Genomic DNA, 17,934 nt, shown 5'->3' with positions numbered 1-17,934 from the left:
ACGGGTATCATACTGAAGTTGGTTGCAACAATGAAGTCGGATTACCTACTTCACAAACAAAAAATGCGAGAATTGCATTGCCACCAACTAAGCAATGCCTGCGCTCGCACTTTTTACTTATTGCAACAGTATTAAGACTAATCCATTACCTAAATAATAATTAATCCTGAAGTCGTTGCATCAAATTATTTCTTGGCTCTCGACCAGTAGTCATTGACCGTTTCTTTCATTTCTTTGCTCAATAGCAATATGCCAAACAAGTTAGGCAGTGTCATAACCACAATTGCTACCGCCGACAGCGCCCATACAAGGGTTGTATCTGAGAAAGCAGCCCATACGAAACCGGCAACGTAGATTACACGATAAGGCATAACAGAACGGGGGCCTAAAAGGTAGGTCATAGCACGGTCACCGTAATAAGACCACGCAATAGCGGTTGAGAACGCAAACAACAACAGACCAATAGAAACAATGTACTGCCCAAAGTCACCGAAGAAGCCTCGCGTGAATGCAATAGTGGTAAGTGCGGCTGAATGTACTAACGACTTACCACTTACTTCTAAGTTATCTTTAAGTGGTTTTCCGTCTTCTATTTTCAGTGTGCCAGTAAAGAGGTCTTCGCTGCCCACAGAATATTTAACGTCTTCCGCCACAGAGCGCGAGTTAATAAGCGTAAAATCACCGCTTACTGCCGTTCCGTTTACCACTGTGATTGTACCCGTGTAAGGCTTAATCTCATTACCTTCGACATCGTTCAAAAAGCCATACAGCGATTCCACATCTTTCTTCTCGCTATCGTCGTACTGGCCGTCTACGAAGAACATATCTGAGCGGTCGAAAACATTTTCATGCTTCTCTTTCCAAACACCAGAAGAGAGGATAACAAGCCCGGTAATAGTACAAATCAAAATTGTGTCGATGAAGGGTTCTAGCAACGACACCATTCCCTCCGAAGCCGGCTCCTTTGTTTTCGCTGCCGCGTGAGCGATAGGCGCAGAACCTTGCCCCGCCTCGTTTGAAAATAAGCCCCTGTTTACGCCACGGTTGAAGGCGTACGCAAGCGACGCTCCTAAAAACCCGCCAGCCGCTGCCGAACCGGTAAAGGCATCACCAATAACAGACATAAAAGACGGTATAATATTCTCTAAGTTAGCGAATATTACGGCCATTGCCCCAATGAGGTAAATTACCGCCATAACAGGCACAACGCGGGCCGTGAAAGCAGCGATACGTTGAATTCCGCCTAATATAACCAGTGCCAGCAATATGCCAAGTACACTACCCACTAGCCATGGTTCAAATCCAAATGTCGCTTCAATACTCTGTGCAATACCGTTACTTTGCGGCAAGTTACCGGTGCCAAAAGAGCTAACAACTGTTGCAATAGCAAACGCTACAGCTAACCATTTCATGTTAAGGCGACGATCCATGTAATACATGGGGCCACCCGCCATAGTACCGTCTTCGGTTTTTACGCGATATTTATGTGAAAGCGTAACCTCGACGAATTTAGTCGTCATACCTAAAAATGCGGTCACCCACATCCAAAATAAGGCCGCTGGACCACCCAAAAAGATAGCGAATGCCACCCCAGATATGTTACCCGTTCCTACAGTTCCAGAAAGTGCAGTGGTAAGCGCCCTAAAGTGAGTGGTGTCACCAGGATCGCTTTCTTTGTCGAACTTTCCTGTTATTACCTGCCACGCGTGCTTAAAGAAGCGAATTTGCGGAAATTTTAAATAAATCGTGAAAAATAAGCCCACGCCAAGAAGCACGAAAGGAAACCAGCGCGCTCCTCCTAAAAAGCTATCAAGCGTGATAAGTAAACCGTATAACCCTTCCAAGGTAATTCCCCTTTATTATTTTGTTGTTTTGTAATGTGTTGCCAACAATGTATGGCCAAGACCTCATCCAGGCGAGGTCTAATGTGTAAAATCGAACTTGTCGTTTTACTTATTATTTTGCTTATTTACCACTGCATTTACAGCAATAAGTATATCTTCACCAAATTGGCGACTGCGCTGAACAGACCAACCATAAACGTCATCTGGCACATTCGCGTTGTCTTTAAATGGCATTTCAACGGTGTACGCCATGCAGGTAAATTTTTCACCTACAGCGTTTGACGCTACGGTTAGATTTGCTTCACCGGGTGCATCTTTCTCGTAACCAAATTCATCCTGAAATTCAGGGGTGGCATTCAATAGCGCTGTCTTAAAGGTGTTTTCTAAATCTTTAATTTCATCATTGTAACTGGGGTTTCCTTCACCGCCTGCCACAAAATTGTACGGAAGCGCCTCATCACCGTGCAAATCTAGGTACATGTCGACACCTGTCTCTTCCATCGCATTTAGCACGTAAAGTACTTCAGGGCTTTTTTCTGCTGAAGGTGTCGCCCACTCTCGATTCAAGTTGGTACCCACAGCGTTAGTACGCAAATGTCCTCTCGCACCACCATCTGGATTCATATTCGGAACAATGTAAAACACGGCGTTATCAAGCAACTGTCGCGCCAAACCGTCTTGCTCATCAAGTAACCGGTAAATGATACCTTCAGCGCACCACTCTGCCATGGTTTCACCAGGGTGTTGTCTTGCCGTAATCCACACTTTCTTTTTATTAGGTGCTTCTTCACCTATAACCAACAAAGACATATCGCGACCGTCTAGCGTGAGTCCAAGAAAACGATGCTCACATAATAATGACATCTGCGCATCGCAGATAAGGTCTAGATGACGTTCGTAGCTGTACGGAATGAAGTAGGCAAAGTAAACGCTCGATTGCTCGAGTGTTAGTGAGAAAGTTAAGTTGTCACCGTCGAAAGAGGTTGGCACTCGAAACCAGGTTTGCCTATCGTAAGAGGCCAATACCTTATAGTCCTTCCAACCTTCTGGGTATGCAGATGTTGCTAGCCCCTGAATCGTCATTTTATGCGTTACAAAGGTTTCACCCATCAAACGAAAATGAAACCATTGAGCAAACTCTGATTGGTTGTCTTTAGGGATGCTAAGAAGAATGTCTTCAGGAGATTTGGCGTGAACAACGTTAATGTTGCCACTGTCGAACTGACTGGAAATATGCATAGACTGTCGTTTCCCTTATTATTTGTGCGCTAATTTAGCATAGTCATTAACACAAATACCATGTGAATAGGCTGGTTTTACCAGCGCTACAGTATAGATTTTCTTTACACTTATAAAAAAACCGACCCATAGGTCGGTTTTTATACATTTTTAGTGCTGTATTTAAACGCTTACGACATCAAGTGTTAAAGCGGCAGCGTTGGAAAGCTCAAGTTTGCCATATCACGAACAACGCGAAGTACCTGGCAGCTATAGCCGAACTCGTTGTCGTACCAAACATAAAGCGTTAAGCGGTCTTCAGACACGATTGTGGCCTGCGAATCAACAACCGACGCGGCTCTAGAGCCTACCAAATCGGTAGACACGATTTCTTTGCTGGCTGTGTAGTCAATTTGGTGCTGAAGCTTAGAGAACAGCGCGGTGTCGCGCAAAAACTCGTTCACTGAAAGCTTGTCTGTAGCCTTTTCTAAGTTCAGGTTCAATATTGCCATGGAAACGTTAGGTGTAGGAACACGAATAGCATTACCCGTAAGTTTTCCACCTAGCTTAGGATATGCTTTGGCAACCGCTTTTGCTGCTCCCGTCTCCGTAATAACCATGTTGAGTGGCGCGCTGCGACCGCGACGGTCACCTTTGTGGTAGTTATCAATAAGGTTTTGATCGTTAGTATAAGAGTGAACGGTTTCGACATGGCCGTTTTTAATACCGTACTCTTCGTCTAACGCTTTTAACACCGGGGTAATAGCGTTTGTAGTGCAGCTCGCAGCTGAAACGATAGTATCGTCTAACGTCACTTCACTATCGTTAACACCGTAAACGATATTCTTGATGTCGCCCTTGCCAGGTGCAGTAAGAATCGCTTTAGCCGCTCCTTTTGCCTTGAGGTGAAGACCTAGACCTTCGCGGTCACGCCAAATCCCCGTGTTGTCGATAATAATAGCGTTGTCAATGCCATACTGGGTGTAATCCACTTCATCCGGGCTGTTGGCATAGATAACTTGAATAAAAGAGCCATTGGCTTTAAGTGCATTGCGTTCATGATCAATCGTAATGCTGCCGTTGAAAGGTCCGTGTACCGAGTCTCTACGTAGCAGGCTGGCGCGCTTCTCTAGGTCGCCGTCGCGTCCACCGCGCACAACGATTGCTCTCAGGCGAAGCTTATTATTTTTACCCTGGCGCTCGATAAGAAGGCGAGCAAGTAAACGACCAATGCGACCAAAACCATAAAGCACGACGTCTTGAGGCTGCTGGTTGTCTTCTTTATTAACAACTTCGCTGAGCTTTTCAGTCAAGTAGCCTTTAAGGTCGTCATTATCTACCGCAGAGCCATAATGAAAATCGAAAGCCAGTTTGCCGATGTCGATTTGCGCTGGCGCAATTTCCATCTCGCTTAAGGCTTCTAGTATGGGATAACTTTCACGCAAACGAAGTTTAATACCCTCGTGTAAGCGCACTTTACGGTGTGCCTTTATAATGTCGATAGCGCTCGCATTAAGAAGAGAGCGACCATATACAGAAATTTCCACCGCTTTGTTGCGGTAAAGCTTCCCTACTAATGGCAACATGATTTCCGCGTACTCTTGACGCTCTTGCCAGCTACTTTGTAACTCCTGCTCGTACTGTTGATTCATTCTTAAGCCTTCATCGATATAAATTAACGTTGGTTTCACGTCAGCTTTTTATTATTCTTAGGGTACACGTAGGTGAGGTTCTGTCTGACGATGATGGCGCATATCTTAATTAATCACGCAGGGAAGACCAAATTGTCGATAAATTTCAAAATTGCAGTACTTTATATGAATAGACACCCATTATTTAGTAAATTTCCAACACTCTTACCTAAAGCTTGCTTTTTTACTTTACTGATATTGTTTGTACCAAGTTGTAGTGATTGGTTCGAGCCCACCATAAAAGAAATATGCAGTGAAAAGAGTGAGATGTGTACAGACTTAAGCCTTGATGCACGATGCACACCTCAGCGAGCAGAAATCATACGACTTCGTTATTACAACCAAGAACCGGCTAACGACGCCTTCAAGTACCCCCTTCTACTTGCTTTTGAATCGTATCTTGAGTGTGTTCAAGAAGTTCAGCACATCGAGCACGTCAAACGAAAAGGCAAAGAAGCGACTCGCCTAAAAGGCGTTATTACCGCAAGACGAGAACTAGAACGCTTAGCCCGTGAAACTAAAGCTTCCTTAGACCCTTACCTTAGCTATTATCATTGGACTCGTTTCAATGACAAAGAAGCTTTCCATCGCTTTGAGCGCTATGTTGCAAGCGACCGAGTGAGTGATCCTGAGTTACTTGTGTCTCTAGCTTCTGTGCAAATTAAGTCAGACCAAAACCGCACCGTTGATACGCTTTACCGTGCATTGAGCTTATACACCGATAGCGCAGATATAGACGTGAGCATCTACCATTCTCTTGCTTCAATTGGTCTTGACGTAGAAAACTACCGAATGGCCTATGTATGGTATGGCGTAGCAGAAAAATATGACGACCGCTTACCTGACATTCAGCGTATTCAGTTGGGAGAAAAGTTTAGTCTACCTACCGATATTTTAGATGCAGTCACCGGCGATATTGTCAGCGCACTAGATAGCAGTACGTTTAATGCGGAAAAGCTAAAGCTGAACAAGTTATAAATATGAAATATAATTACAGTTAGATGTTTAAAAAAATGCTAAAAAGCATAAAAAAACCGCCATTTGAAGGCGGTTTTTTTGTTGGTTTTGAAAGCCATAACGAAACGAGCTTATTTTTTGACCAGCTGTTTACCTTTCTCATAGTATCAACCTCTCGCACTATTTTTTGAAACTCAGCCTCTCAATGCTCAGCCTTCCAAACCTTAGCCTTTTACCACCTCGTCATTGTCGCTCTTGAATGTCATTGACACTGAATTCACACAGTATCGCTGACCGGTGGGCTCGGGACCATCTGGGAAAACGTGTCCTAAATGCGAGTCACATTGTTTGCAGATAATTTCAACTCGTCGCATACCATGAGACACATCTTCTCTATAATCTACGTTTCCATCATCAAGCTGTTTGTAAAAAGATGGCCATCCACAACCTGCATCAAATTTAGTATCAGAGGGAAATAAAGGCGCGTTACAGCATTTACACACGTAAATACCATCTCGTGTTTCATCAAGAAGAGCACCTGTAAAGGGACGTTCAGTATGGGCCTGCCGACAAACCAGATACTCTTCTTCGCTCAGTTCTTGTTTCCATTTATCGTCTGACATTGCTACCTCTCTAACTTTTAAGAGTCTTTGGCACGAGCCTTTGGATCATGCGTGTTCTTTTTCATTGCATACAGCACTTGTTCGGTTCAACCGTATAGAAGGCACTTTGGCCGTCTATACTAGTGCAATCACACCTAACAAAAGAGGGTGTATTCGTTGCCAAATACACCCTCATTTTAGGTTTTTTTCTAGCGTATTCGCATAGATATTATTAACTCTTGGCTAGCGTTTTATAGCGGTCTGTGGTCTTGCTGGATCACTCCACTCAATGTGGTATTTTTTACCCGCAGGCTTATCGAGTCGCTGATAGGTATGTGCCCCAAAATAATCTCGCTGACCTTGAAGTAAATTAGCTGGCAATACAGCAGAGCGATAAGAATCGTAGTAACTCAGTGCAGACATCATTGCCGGACAAGGTATACCCGCTAATGCCGCTTGCGCAATCGACTCTCGCCAGTCACCCTGATATTCGGTAATTTGCTCAGCAAAATAGGGGTCCATCAGCAGGTTTGCAAGCTCTTCGTTGTTTTCATAAGCTTTTGAAATAGACTGCAAGAAAACAGCGCGAATAATACACCCAGCTCGCCAAATTTTCGCAATTTCACCAAAATCAAGTGTCCAACCGTGCTCTTTACCCGCCATGGCCATGAGCTGAAAGCCTTGCGCATAAGCACAAATTTTTGAGCAATACAGCGCCTGCTCTAGCTTGTTGATGATCGATACTTTTTGCTCGTCATCGAAAACCGACGCTTCAGGACCTGCTAGTACTGAGCTTGCGGCTACGCGTTCTTCTTTCAAACTTGAAATACTGCGAGCGAACACTGCCGCCGTAATAGTTTGAGCAGGGCTTCCAACTTGTAGAGCGCTGACTGCAGTCCAAAGCCCAGTTCCCTTTTGGCCTGCTTTATCTAATATGACATCGACCAGGGGCTGGTTAGTTTCTGGGTCTAGCTGCTCAAGAACTTCGGCGCTGATTTCTATCAAATAGCTGTTTAGTTTGCCATTGTTCCAACGGCGGAACACTTCTGCTATTTCAGCTGGGGCCATATGAAGTGCATCGCGCATTATCTGATAAGCTTCGCAGATAAGCTGCATATCGGCATACTCAATGCCGTTGTGCACCATTTTCACATAATGCCCAGCTCCCACAGGCCCTATGTAAGTGGCACAAGGCTCACCTTCAAGTACAGGCTTGCCTGGCACAAAACTTTCGATTGGCTTACCGGTTTTCGCATCGACTTTGGCGGCAATTGACTTTAATACCGGCTCGATGCGTGTCCATGCATAGGGATTGCCCGATGGCATAAGCGACGGACCGAAACGAGCCCCTACTTCACCACCAGACACCGCTGTAGAGAAGAAAATAAACTTGCCTTTGTATTGCTCTTCACGAGCGACAGAGTCTGTCCATAAGCTGTTGCCAGTATCAACAACGATATCGTCTGCCTGTATTCCCGCATCTATCAGATGATTACATACATGGTCTACAGGGTCGCCGGCTGGCACAGAGAGAATGATGAGGTGTGGTGCTTTGAGCTTACTGAGTAATTCCGTGTACGAACTACAACCTTCGACACGTGGAGCAGCATCTTTTGCTCGCTCGCTTGCGTCTTTATCTAAGATAGCATCAACTTTGTTTTGGTCTAAATCGAAACACGCTACTCGATAACCATGATCTACAAGGTTCATGGTAAGGTTATTGCCCATTACCCCTAAACCGATAAAACCGATATCACACGTTGTCTCAACGTGCGCACTACCACCATTATTTTGCATAGGAAAACCCTCACATTCAGATGGGAGAGCATGTTACCACCTGATGATATAAAGAACAGTCAAACATCTAAAATTTAGTACGGACTGCCGTATTTACCACCGGCAGTAAAGGTTAATAAGATATTAACCTTCTAATTCCGAGAAACTAAATAGCGTGAGTGATCGGCTCGCCTGAAGAAAAACTTTTTGTATACAAATGCAGGGCTGCTCGTTGAGAGATGCATACCTTGTGTCAAGTTGCAGTGTCCACCCCCCCTTTCGTTTTGCAGTGGGCAAATGAAACCTCATGTCATTTTCACTAGCGTTTACACACAAGAACCAGTGTTCGGGCTTCTTATTACCGCTGCGATAGCCCATTATTTCTACACCGAAAGCTTTGTTGTGATGCGCATTCCAATCTTCTGACGCTTTATCAGAGCCATCGGGTTTAAACCAGTTGATAGCTTTCACGTTTCGTGAAAGTGTGAAGGCATCATCTTGAAGCTTTAGCTCGCTTAATAACGCCGATGACTGACGCAAGCTAATTACGTATTGGCAGAATTGTAAAAAGTCTTGCTTGCTCTTGTTCATTTCCCAATTGAACCAGCTTATTGGGTTGTCTTGACAATAAGCGTTGTTATTTCCGTTTTGTGTGCGGCTTAGTTCGTCGCCACCAAGAATATGTGGCGTACCTTGTGAGAAAATAAGCGTAGCAAACAAGTTTCGCTTCTGGCGCTCACGAATGGCAAGTATTGCCTTATCCTTCGTTTCGCCTTCAACGCCATAATTAGCTGACAAGTTGTGGCCATGACCATCACGGTTATCTTCTAAGTTATCGAGGTTATGACGCTCAGCATAAGTCACCATATCGTGTAAGGTGAAGCCGTCGTGGTAACTTATGTTATTGACCGACGTAGAAATATGTCGTTGGCCTTTGTGAAAGATATCTCTCGACCCCATTAGTCGAGTCGCGAAATCTGGCGTACACCCATCATCTCCACGCCAGAATGCGCGAATGGTATCGCGATATTTATCGTTAACTTCTAACCATGGTGATTCGAAATTACCTACCTGATAACCATCTGGACCTATATCCCATGGCTCAGCCAACAACACTTTATCACGCAAAACTGGATCGGCGCTAATAGCACGTAATAGTCCAGACTGACTGTTATATTGCTGGGGTTCACGACCAAGAGATACAGCAAGGTCAAACCTAAAACCATCAACGCCAATGGTGGTTACCCAATGACGCATAGCATCAAGTATGAGTCCCATCATAAACGGCTGGGCGGTATTGATGGTATTTCCACACCCAGAATGATTGGAATAGAACACCTCTCCCGTATCGCTTTGTTCTAGCAAATAGGCTTCATAAGGACATAAGCCCTTATAGGATAAAATAGGGCCGCCAAAGCCTGCTTCAGCAGTATGGTTAAAGACAACATCAACAATTACTTCGATTCCCGCCTCGTGATAGCTGGCAACCATCTCTTTAAGTTCAGCTAAAGCATCACGAACGCCATACCGGGGCTCTGGAGCAAAGAAGTTAACCGGATTGTATCCCCAGTAATTCGTTAGGCCTTTGTCAGTAATAAAGGGTTCTGGCATAAACGAACACAGCGGCATAAATTGAACAGTAGTTACACCCAAAGCCTTAATATGACCAATGACACTGGGGTGAGCCGCACCGAGAAACTTCCCTCTATGCTCTAGGGGGACGTCTGGGTGTAATTTAGTTAAACCTTTAATATGCGCTTCGTAAATAATGCGTTCTTGCTTATTAACTTTAGGGCGAGAGACAGAGGTAGAAGCATAGGCGTCTTCATCTATAACCAATCCCTTAGGCACCATAAACTGTGAGTCGCTTTCATATTGGCGACGGTTCCATTTTATCGGACGGTTTAGTTTTTTTGCATAGGGGTCGATAAGAAGCCTATCGCGAGTCACCGTTTCAAGTTCACCTTTAGACCGTTCTACTCGATAGCCATATAGCTGCCCAGCTTTAATACCAGGCACAAATCCATGCCATACATTTCCGGTTTTCTCCGGCAGCATTTGCTCGTGTGTAGTTTGTTCGGTATCGCTATTGAAAAGGCACAAGTACACAGCTTTTGCCCCAGGGGCATAAACTGCAAAATTACTTCCGTCTTCGACTAGGGTTGCCCCTAATGGAGATGAGCTGCCTGCCTCGATATGATTTATCTTATTGACTTGATTTACGTTTACGTTTTTATTCACCGCAGATATCACTCGTTGCCAAGATATGAAAAAAGAATCGACTTTGGCGAAAGCCTTACGCCCTCGCCCCAAATAAGAAACTCAACAGCTCCCTTACTTAAAAGCCACTTGGCCTAATGCTATTCATTTACAACATAAAAGATTGTCGCAAGAGGCGGTATAGTCAGCTCAACCGAATACTCTCTGTCATTCCAAGGCGTTTTTTGCGGATTAGCTTCAGCGATAACCGGCATGCCGCTTCCCCAAAACGCTTCATCATCGGTGTTGAGGGCCAGCGTTAAGGTTTGTGCTGAGTCTACGCCTACTCTAAATTTCTCTCGTGGTACCGGAGTGAAATTAGAGATTACATACACCTTTTGCTTTATCGATTTTGCGTTACGGACAAATGAAACAATGCTTTGCTCGGCATTACCGTGGTCTATCCATGCAAATCCGTCGGCGCTGTGGTCTTGCTCATAAAGCGCTGGCGTATCTCGATAAAGATGGTTTAGCGCCTTGTATACCGACTGCACACCTGCGTGACGATCGAATTTTAATAGTCCCCAATCTAACTCACTGTCGTGATTCCACTCTGCTGATTGACCGAGTTCAATCCCCATAAAGTTAAGCTTTTTACCAGGGTGACCATACATAAAACCAGCGTAGCAGCGTAAGTTTGCTGTTTGTTGCCACTCATCACCCGGCATTTTTTGCAGCATGCTACCTTTGCCGTGAACCACTTCGTCATGGGAAATAGGCAGTACAAAATTTTCGTCAAATGCATACACCATGCTGAAAGTGATATCACCGTGATGATAGTTTCTGTAGGCCGGATCTTTGGCAATATAATGCAAAGAATCGTGCATCCAACCCATATTCCACTTAAAGCCAAACCCAAGGCCGCCATCAAAGAGCGGTCTTGACACTTTAGGGAAAGAGGTCGACTCTTCAGCAATCGTCATTGCATCAGGGAAATGCTTATAAACTTCTTCGTTCATCCAGCGCAGTAAACTGATAGCTTCGTAATTCTCATTACCACCATCTACATTGGGTATCCATTCGCCATCGTTGCGCGAATAGTCTAAGTAAAGCATAGACGCAACGGCGTCTACCCGAAGCCCATCGATATGGAATTTGTCCAGCCAATATAACGCATTAGACACTAGGAACTGACGAACTGTTTCTTTACCAAAGTCGTAAATGCACGAGTTCCAATCAGGATGCCACCCTTTTTTAGGATCTTCATATTCGTAAACACAGGTACCATCAAAACGCGCCAATCCATGACCATCTTCAGGGAAATGAGCAGGCACCCAGTCGATAATCACGCCGATACCGGCCTGGTGACAACGGTCTACAAAGTATTTGAAGTCATCAGGATCACCAAAACGACTGGTTGGCGCGAACATACCTACAGGTTGGTAGCCCCAAGATCCGTCAAATGGAAATTCTGAAATGGGTAGCAATTCCACATGGGTATACCCCATATCACTAACATAATCGATTAAGTTGTCAGCTAACTCTTTATAACTTAGGTACCGTGCAGCATTTTCATCATTAGGACGCTTCCAAGAACCTAGGTGCACTTCATAAATACTCATTGGTGTAGTGTATTTATCGGCTTTGCGCTTCTCTAACCAGTCGCTGTCTCCCCACGTATAGTTTTCGTGGTTATACACTTTTGACGCGTGAGAAGGATATTGTTCGGCACTAAAACCTAAGGGATCGGCTTTGTGAGGAAGGTCGTAACCCCGGCTATCTTTTACCTGATATTTATAGCGCTCGCCTTCAGCCATTCCAGGAATAAATAAGACCCAGTAGCCCATAGACGTTTTCTCCATGGGATGAACTCTTCCATCCCATTGGTTGAAATCGCCAATGACAGATACTGCAGAAGCGTTAGGTGCAAAAACACAATATCGAACGCCGTCTATCGATTCGCCATTTTGCGCCTCAACAGTAACAAGTTGGGCACCTGCCTGCTGAAACAAATTGAATGGCGTACTATCAATAAAATGCACGGCATGATAAGCCTGCTCTCTAAATTGATACGGGTCGATATACTTGTACTGATGCTCGCCTTCCGTCACATTAACGCGATAAACATGGTTAACGCACTCTCTTGGGATAGCCGCTTGAAATAACCCTGAAGCAGACACTGGGAGTAGCGAAATCTCATCAAATGCAGGATTTTCCCACGTAATGGTTATCGATGCTGCCTTTGGCCGCCAAACGCGAAGCAGTAACTCTCCTTCACTCTCGATAACACCCAACTGGGAAAACGGTTGTGAACATTTTGCCTGTTCAAATTGCTGCACTATTTGAGGCTCTTGTTGCATTTGCTACTCCTATTAAAAACCCGCTTCACGCGGGTCTAACTACCAATTCTTGGTGTGAGGCGGCATACATGCCACCTCATTTATTTACTCTGCAAACTAGCGTTGGCTTGCCTGTTTCCTTGCAGCAGTAAGTTTAGACGCTAACGTATTTATATCATGACTTTCGAAGATTGACTCAATATTCTGTGTCAACTTTCGCCGCCAATTCGGATACTCGTTAAATGTTCCCGGTATATTGACTGGCTTGTCCATTTCTAACCAGTCTTCTAGTTGCAGACTCAGCAATGCACTTGAGCCGCCTGCCATATGAACCTGCATACCATTGTTCAATTCTCGATTCATACCCGTCACATTCACATCATGGCCAACATGGTCCGCAATGGAATTATGGCCGTGAAGCGTATTGAGAATTTCCTGCTTATTCTCATGCCTGTCGGCGTAGAGGGTCTGTAAAATTTCCTCTGTTGGGTATAAGCCAATTTCTTTACCCAACTCTAAATCCAAACAGTGCCAGTACCCTATTAGTGTTGGCATGTCATGAGTAGTAAGGGTGCTCATAGACTGCTCTGGATAATGGCTTGGTGAATAAAAACCACCGTCTTCTGCCTGTTCGAAGAAAAATACACGATAGGAATAAACGCCATTTTGTGCAAGCTTACTACGAATTTCTTCTGGCACTGTTCCGAGGTCTTCGCCTATAACAAGACTTTTATTGCGATGGCTTTCAAGAGCCAATATGCCTAGTAAGTCATCAACAGGGTAATACACATACCCGCCCTCTTTGGCGCTATCGCCTTTCGACACCCACCACAAACGCAGAAGTGCCATAACGTGCTCAATACGCAGCGAACCCGAGGATGCCATATTAGAGGCAAACAAATCGATAATAGGTTGATAGCGCTGCTCGTACAGTTTTTGAGGGTCCATTGGAGGAAGTCCCCAGTTCTGTCCTAGCGGCCCGAGAATGTCAGGTGGGGCGCCTACGCTTGCGTCAATGCAGTAAAGATCTTTGTTACCCCATATTTCGGCGCTTCCTTCACTCACACCTACTGCAAGGTCTCGATACAATCCAATTGTCATATTAGCGGCATCAGCTCGGCTGCTCGCCAACTCTAACTGCTGCGCTGCTATCCATTGCAAAAACAAATAGAATTTTACGTCGTGAGCATTGTCTTTTTTAAATTTCGCCACTGCACTATTGTGGTAGTCCTTATAGGCTTTAGGGAATACCGGCCACCCCCAGCTTTCCTTACCGTCGGCTTTTAATTTTGACTGCAGCGCATCGTACACGGCAAGCATATCCAGGCTCTCACCACCGGCTTCGACAAAAGCATTAAACGCTTTATTTTGCGGCGTTTTACCTTTTAAGAAGGTATCGTTATAAACGTTAAAGAGTGCATATAACGCAGATAGTTTAAGGTGTGCTACCGCTTCATAATCTACGTGTTCTGCATCACGGGCTTGTTGAAGTAACGCTTTAAACTCTTCGGTACTTACCACATCCTGAACCGCTTTATCGTCGTAGCCGTCGACAGCCGTCACATCGATGTACAAATAATTTAGCCAGCGGCGAGAGCTAGGTCCGTAAGGAGAGCACGCATTCGGGTTAGCAGGATAAAGAGCATGTATAGGATTCAAACCAATAAAGTCTGCCCCAACGCCTGCCGCCTTATCGATTAACTGCGCCAAGTCTGAAAAATCGCCAATCCCCCAGTTTTTCTCACTGCGCACGCAGTATAACTGAACGCTTAATCCCCAAATCTTCTTGCCCGCTTTTATTTCATCAGGCGTATAGCAAGCTTCTGGCGCAACAATCATGCGCGATGTTGCAAGCTGATCGTCATCTGCTTTCAAGACAATATTGTGATATCCCAGCGGAAAATCGATGGGCAGTTTCACAAGATATTCATGAAACTCTACATCATCGATGTGGGCCATGGATGACATTTCTTGGTCTACCGGGACAAATGAATACTCGCGCTGTGTACCGTCTTCAAACGTAATATCAACAAGGTGTTCATCGTTGACCAATTCTATTGGCAAGCGCACTGGCAGATACACATCGTGAGACGATCTAATTACCTGAACAGGATTTAATGGTGATAACCACACAGCGTTAGTATCTTGAGTGATTTGAGATTGAATTTTTTCATCACTCGACGTGTCATAACCAAGAGCGTTTAATAATTTAGCTTTACTTGGCTCTGCGATGGTTGTTGGTTTCCCCCATGCGTCGACATAGTGGGTTTCAATTCCACGCATTTCAACCAGTTGTTGCAGAAGTTGTTGTGTCATTGTGTGTCATTCCTGTTATTCGGCAGAAGACGCTGGCATGAGTTAATTCTAAAAAGCGCCTACAAACAATTTTTTAACATTATTCTAGAAACTACGCGTTGACGAAACTGAATACGATTGCATAAGTATTTGTTCGTAATTTTGCAACACTTTGCGTTTTTATTTTGCTAATTATGGCATTTTGATCCATACTTTACGTAATTTATTTTCAATTTATTTTAAATTTTCGAGGTACGTTATGACAATTCGCATCGGTATCAATGGTTTTGGCCGTATTGGTCGCCTAGTAATGCGCGCAGCAGCAGAGCGTCAAGACATCGAAGTTGTGGCAATAAACGACTTGCTAGACACAGACTACATTGCTTACTTATTAAAATATGACTCTACTCACGGTATGTTCGATGGTGAAGTAACAGTAGACAATGATAGCCTTGTCGTAAACGGCAAAACTATTCGAATCACCTCTGAAAAAGATCCGGCATCACTTAAATGGGACGAAGTTAACGTAGACGTTGTTGTTGAATCTACGGGTTTATTCCTAACAAAAGAAACTGTGGCGAAACACATCGAAGCTGGTGCGAAGAAAGTTGTAATGTCTGCACCTTCAAAAGACGATACGCCAATGTTCGTGATGGGCGTTAACCACGAAAGCTATGCTGGCGAAAACATCGTTTCTAATGCATCTTGCACAACAAACTGCTTAGCGCCGCTGGCAAAAGTACTAAACGACAAGTTTGGTATTGTTGATGGCCTGATGACAACGGTTCACGCAACAACGGCTACGCAAAAAACTGTAGATGGCCCCTCAATGAAAGATTGGCGCGGCGGTCGCGGTGCAGGCCAGAACATCATTCCATCATCAACAGGTGCTGCAAAAGCGGTAGGTAAAGTTATCCCTGAGCTTAATGGCAAACTTACTGGTATGGCGTTCCGCGTGCCAACTCCAAACGTATCAGTAGTAGACTTAACTGTAAACCTAGCAACGCCTACCAGCTACGACAACATTTGTGCAGCAATGAAAGAAGCGTCTGAAGGCGAGCTTAAAGGCATCATGAGTTACACTGAAGACGCAGTAGTGTCTAATGACTTTGTAGGCAACCCTAATACGTCTATCTTCGACGCGACTGCCGGCATTGCGCTTACTGATACTTTTGTAAAAGTTGTATCATGGTACGACAATGAGTGGGGCTATTCATCTAAAGTACTTGATTTGGTTGCACACATTTCAAAATAATTAACTAGCGACAAATAATGCAACATTAACGCTTTATTTGTCTGATAGTTAAGGTAATCTAAAGGCGTAGAATTCAAATCTACGCCTTTTTTGTTTGCGTGATTTTTCATTTTTTCGTCACACAGACTTTTCATACTTTTTATCATTCTCGGAGGACACATGTCGCCGGTAGCTTCAGTCTCCCTAAGCGAGTCAAATGGACTCTCTTTCGTTAATATTGAAAATGCATTCGCGTCAGCAAAAATTAGTTTATTTGGCGGCCACGTATTGTCTTTCATTCCAGCTGCAGATAACAAAGAACGCTTATGGGTTAGCCCTCATGCCTATCTAAACGGAGAGCGACCTATTCGTGGAGGAATTCCAATCTGCTGGCCTTGGTTTGCCAACGACCACGGTAGAGATGACGGTGAGCTTCCCTCACACGGATTTTTGCGCACTCAGGTATGGAAACTCGTTAATTCAACAGAAGATAGTAAGGGAACAACGGTAGAGCTTGCGCCCTCATTTACACGAGCAGAGGGCTTCGAGTACGATTGTAGCGTGTCCCTTCGTGTGCATGTAGGCGAAAACTTGCAAGTGAGTCTTGAGACTGAAAACACAGGCGTCATTCCGTTTTCTTTTAATACGGCGCTTCACACCTATTTCCATGTCGAGAATATAAAACACACAGAGTTAAAAGGCATTTCTGGCGATTATAAAGATAAGTTAGACGACTGGGCCGTAAAACCGACACCGGCTCCCTACACCATCGACGCTGAAACAGACCGTATTCATTTATCTGCTGTAAAACAGACAACCATTGCAGTTGACGATAAAGACTTTACTGAGGTGCTTTCACAGGGCAACGATTCGTTGGTTGTCTGGAATCCTTGGCAAAGTGCCGCGTCTATTTCAGATATGGACCCGTTTGGATACAACCATATGGTGTGCGTTGAATCATCGGTGACCAAAGGTCTTGAGCTTGCACCAGGTGAAAAAGCTGAACTGGTGCAAACCGTGCGCCCAATCACTTAGATTAAAAAAATCGGCGCCTCGTACACCACTTGCATATCTGCAAACAAAAAACCTGCCGAGAGGCAGGTTTTTATATAAGTGACTTACAACAAGGATGTTAGACGTTTGCGCCTGCAACAGCCTCTTTCGCTAATTGTGTGATACGGTCCCAATCTCCTGATTCAATGGCATCATCAGGCGCTAACCACGAACCACCTACACATTTCACATTGTTCAATGACAGGTAATCATTGTAATTGTTAGGGCCAATACCACCTGTTGGGCAAAAGGTTACATCAGGGAAAGGACCACTGATTGATTTTATCGCTTTCACCCCACCAGACGCTTCCGCAGGGAAGAATTTCATGTGGGTGTATCCAGCGTCTTTTCCTTTCATCAGGTCTGAAGTTGAAGAAATACCAGGAATAAGAGGAATTTCAGCTTCCATACCCGCTTTTAATAAGTCGGCAGTCATACCTGGGCTTATTGCGAACTTTGCACCTGCATCCACAACGGCTTTAAGCTGTTGAGCGTTGGTTACTGTTCCTGCACCAATAAGTGAATCTGGCACCTCTTCTGCAATACGCCTAATAACATCTATTGCTGCTGGTGTACGAAGCGTTACTTCAAGAACTTTGATCCCACCAGCCATCAGCGCTTTTGCCAAAGGAACGGCTTTTTCTACGTCATTGATAACCAGTACGGGTACCACTGGCCCTGCCGCAAAAATTTCCTCTGGAGAGTATTTCCATTTTGTCGTCATAA

Annotated in this window: 12 protein-coding genes; 3 read left to right on the top strand and 9 right to left on the bottom strand. The window is 44.6% G+C overall.

Annotated elements, in window-relative coordinates:
* Positions 1-185: 185 nt before the first annotated feature.
* The 3 genes from GTW09_RS11880 to GTW09_RS11870 all read right to left on the bottom strand — a co-directional run bounded on the left by GTW09_RS11880 (position 186) and on the right by GTW09_RS11870 (position 4,714).
* Positions 186-1,844: an alanine/glycine:cation symporter family protein gene (locus GTW09_RS11880; protein WP_163112064.1), complete on the bottom strand. Its 1,659-nt coding sequence runs from the start codon at positions 1,842-1,844 to the stop codon at positions 186-188.
* A 105-nt stretch (positions 1,845-1,949) separates the two neighbouring features.
* Positions 1,950-3,083: a M14 family metallopeptidase gene (locus tag GTW09_RS11875; protein ID WP_163112063.1), complete on the bottom strand. Its 1,134-nt coding sequence runs from the start codon at positions 3,081-3,083 to the stop codon at positions 1,950-1,952.
* 185 nt (positions 3,084-3,268) lie between these two features.
* A complete protein-coding gene (locus tag GTW09_RS11870) occupies positions 3,269-4,714 on the bottom strand; it encodes a glyceraldehyde-3-phosphate dehydrogenase (protein WP_163112188.1) in 1,446 nt (481 codons plus the stop codon).
* Positions 4,715-4,804: 90 nt separating this feature from the next.
* Between GTW09_RS11870 and GTW09_RS11865 the strand changes: the two genes are divergently transcribed.
* Complete coding sequence (locus tag GTW09_RS11865; protein ID WP_420809553.1) at positions 4,805-5,731, top strand: DUF2989 domain-containing protein; 927 nt, start codon at positions 4,805-4,807, stop codon at positions 5,729-5,731.
* Between the two features lie 203 nt (positions 5,732-5,934).
* Here the strand turns inward: GTW09_RS11865 and msrB are convergent, their stop codons facing one another.
* The 5 genes from msrB to malQ all read right to left on the bottom strand — a co-directional run bounded on the left by msrB (position 5,935) and on the right by malQ (position 14,942).
* Entirely contained in the window at positions 5,935-6,333 is a 399-nt protein-coding gene (gene msrB / locus GTW09_RS11860) for a peptide-methionine (R)-S-oxide reductase MsrB (protein WP_071979889.1), read from the bottom strand.
* 222 nt (positions 6,334-6,555) lie between these two features.
* Positions 6,556-8,109, bottom strand: a complete 1,554-nt coding sequence (gene gndA / locus GTW09_RS11855) for an NADP-dependent phosphogluconate dehydrogenase (protein WP_163112062.1) — start codon at positions 8,107-8,109, stop codon at positions 6,556-6,558.
* Between the two features lie 123 nt (positions 8,110-8,232).
* Complete coding sequence (glgX, locus tag GTW09_RS11850; protein ID WP_338024953.1) at positions 8,233-10,329, bottom strand: glycogen debranching protein GlgX; 2,097 nt, start codon at positions 10,327-10,329, stop codon at positions 8,233-8,235.
* Positions 10,330-10,448: 119 nt separating this feature from the next.
* Positions 10,449-12,647, bottom strand: coding sequence for a 1,4-alpha-glucan branching protein GlgB (gene glgB, locus GTW09_RS11845; RefSeq protein ID WP_163112061.1), 2,199 nt, complete (start codon positions 12,645-12,647; stop codon positions 10,449-10,451).
* 96 nt (positions 12,648-12,743) lie between these two features.
* On the bottom strand, positions 12,744-14,942 hold the full coding sequence (gene malQ / locus GTW09_RS11840) for a 4-alpha-glucanotransferase (protein WP_163112060.1): 2,199 nt from the start codon (positions 14,940-14,942) through the stop codon (positions 12,744-12,746).
* 238 nt (positions 14,943-15,180) lie between these two features.
* Here malQ and gap point away from each other — a divergent pair, with 238 nt between their 5' ends.
* Together gap and GTW09_RS11830 are read left to right on the top strand one after the other, a co-directional pair.
* Positions 15,181-16,176: a type I glyceraldehyde-3-phosphate dehydrogenase gene (gene gap, locus GTW09_RS11835; RefSeq protein ID WP_163112059.1), complete on the top strand. Its 996-nt coding sequence runs from the start codon at positions 15,181-15,183 to the stop codon at positions 16,174-16,176.
* A 159-nt stretch (positions 16,177-16,335) separates the two neighbouring features.
* Positions 16,336-17,190, top strand: coding sequence for a D-hexose-6-phosphate mutarotase (locus GTW09_RS11830; protein ID WP_163112058.1), 855 nt, complete (start codon positions 16,336-16,338; stop codon positions 17,188-17,190).
* A 97-nt stretch (positions 17,191-17,287) separates the two neighbouring features.
* On the opposite strand, the gene GTW09_RS11825 is transcribed toward GTW09_RS11830, so the two are convergent.
* Positions 17,288-17,932, bottom strand: a complete 645-nt coding sequence (locus tag GTW09_RS11825) for a bifunctional 4-hydroxy-2-oxoglutarate aldolase/2-dehydro-3-deoxy-phosphogluconate aldolase (RefSeq protein WP_071979895.1) — start codon at positions 17,930-17,932, stop codon at positions 17,288-17,290.
* Positions 17,933-17,934: the final 2 nt, after the last annotated feature.

This window comes from Alteromonas hispanica, assembly GCF_010500915.1.
Taxonomy (GTDB): Bacteria; Pseudomonadota; Gammaproteobacteria; order Enterobacterales; family Alteromonadaceae; genus Alteromonas; species Alteromonas hispanica.
Note: the sequence above shows the minus strand (reverse complement) of the source record. Positions and strands in the feature narration are given on the sequence as shown.

Excerpts from the sequence above, each read along its gene's own strand:
- GTW09_RS11875 (WP_163112063.1), bottom strand. The coding sequence starts at position 3,083 with ATGCATATTTCCAGTCAGTTCGACAGTGGCAACATTAACGTTGTTCAC.
- GTW09_RS11870 (WP_163112188.1), bottom strand. The coding sequence starts at position 4,714 with ATGAATCAACAGTACGAGCAGGAGTTACAAAGTAGCTGGCAAGAGCGT.
- GTW09_RS11865 (WP_420809553.1), top strand. The coding sequence starts at position 4,805 with ATGATGGCGCATATCTTAATTAATCACGCAGGGAAGACCAAATTGTCG.
- msrB (WP_071979889.1), bottom strand. The coding sequence starts at position 6,333 with ATGTCAGACGATAAATGGAAACAAGAACTGAGCGAAGAAGAGTATCTG.
- gndA (WP_163112062.1), bottom strand. The coding sequence starts at position 8,109 with ATGCAAAATAATGGTGGTAGTGCGCACGTTGAGACAACGTGTGATATC.
- glgB (WP_163112061.1), bottom strand. The coding sequence starts at position 12,647 with ATGCAACAAGAGCCTCAAATAGTGCAGCAATTTGAACAGGCAAAATGT.
- malQ (WP_163112060.1), bottom strand. The coding sequence starts at position 14,942 with ATGACACAACAACTTCTGCAACAACTGGTTGAAATGCGTGGAATTGAA.
- gap (WP_163112059.1), top strand. The coding sequence starts at position 15,181 with ATGACAATTCGCATCGGTATCAATGGTTTTGGCCGTATTGGTCGCCTA.
- GTW09_RS11830 (WP_163112058.1), top strand. The coding sequence starts at position 16,336 with ATGTCGCCGGTAGCTTCAGTCTCCCTAAGCGAGTCAAATGGACTCTCT.
- GTW09_RS11825 (WP_071979895.1), bottom strand. The coding sequence starts at position 17,932 with ATGACGACAAAATGGAAATACTCTCCAGAGGAAATTTTTGCGGCAGGG.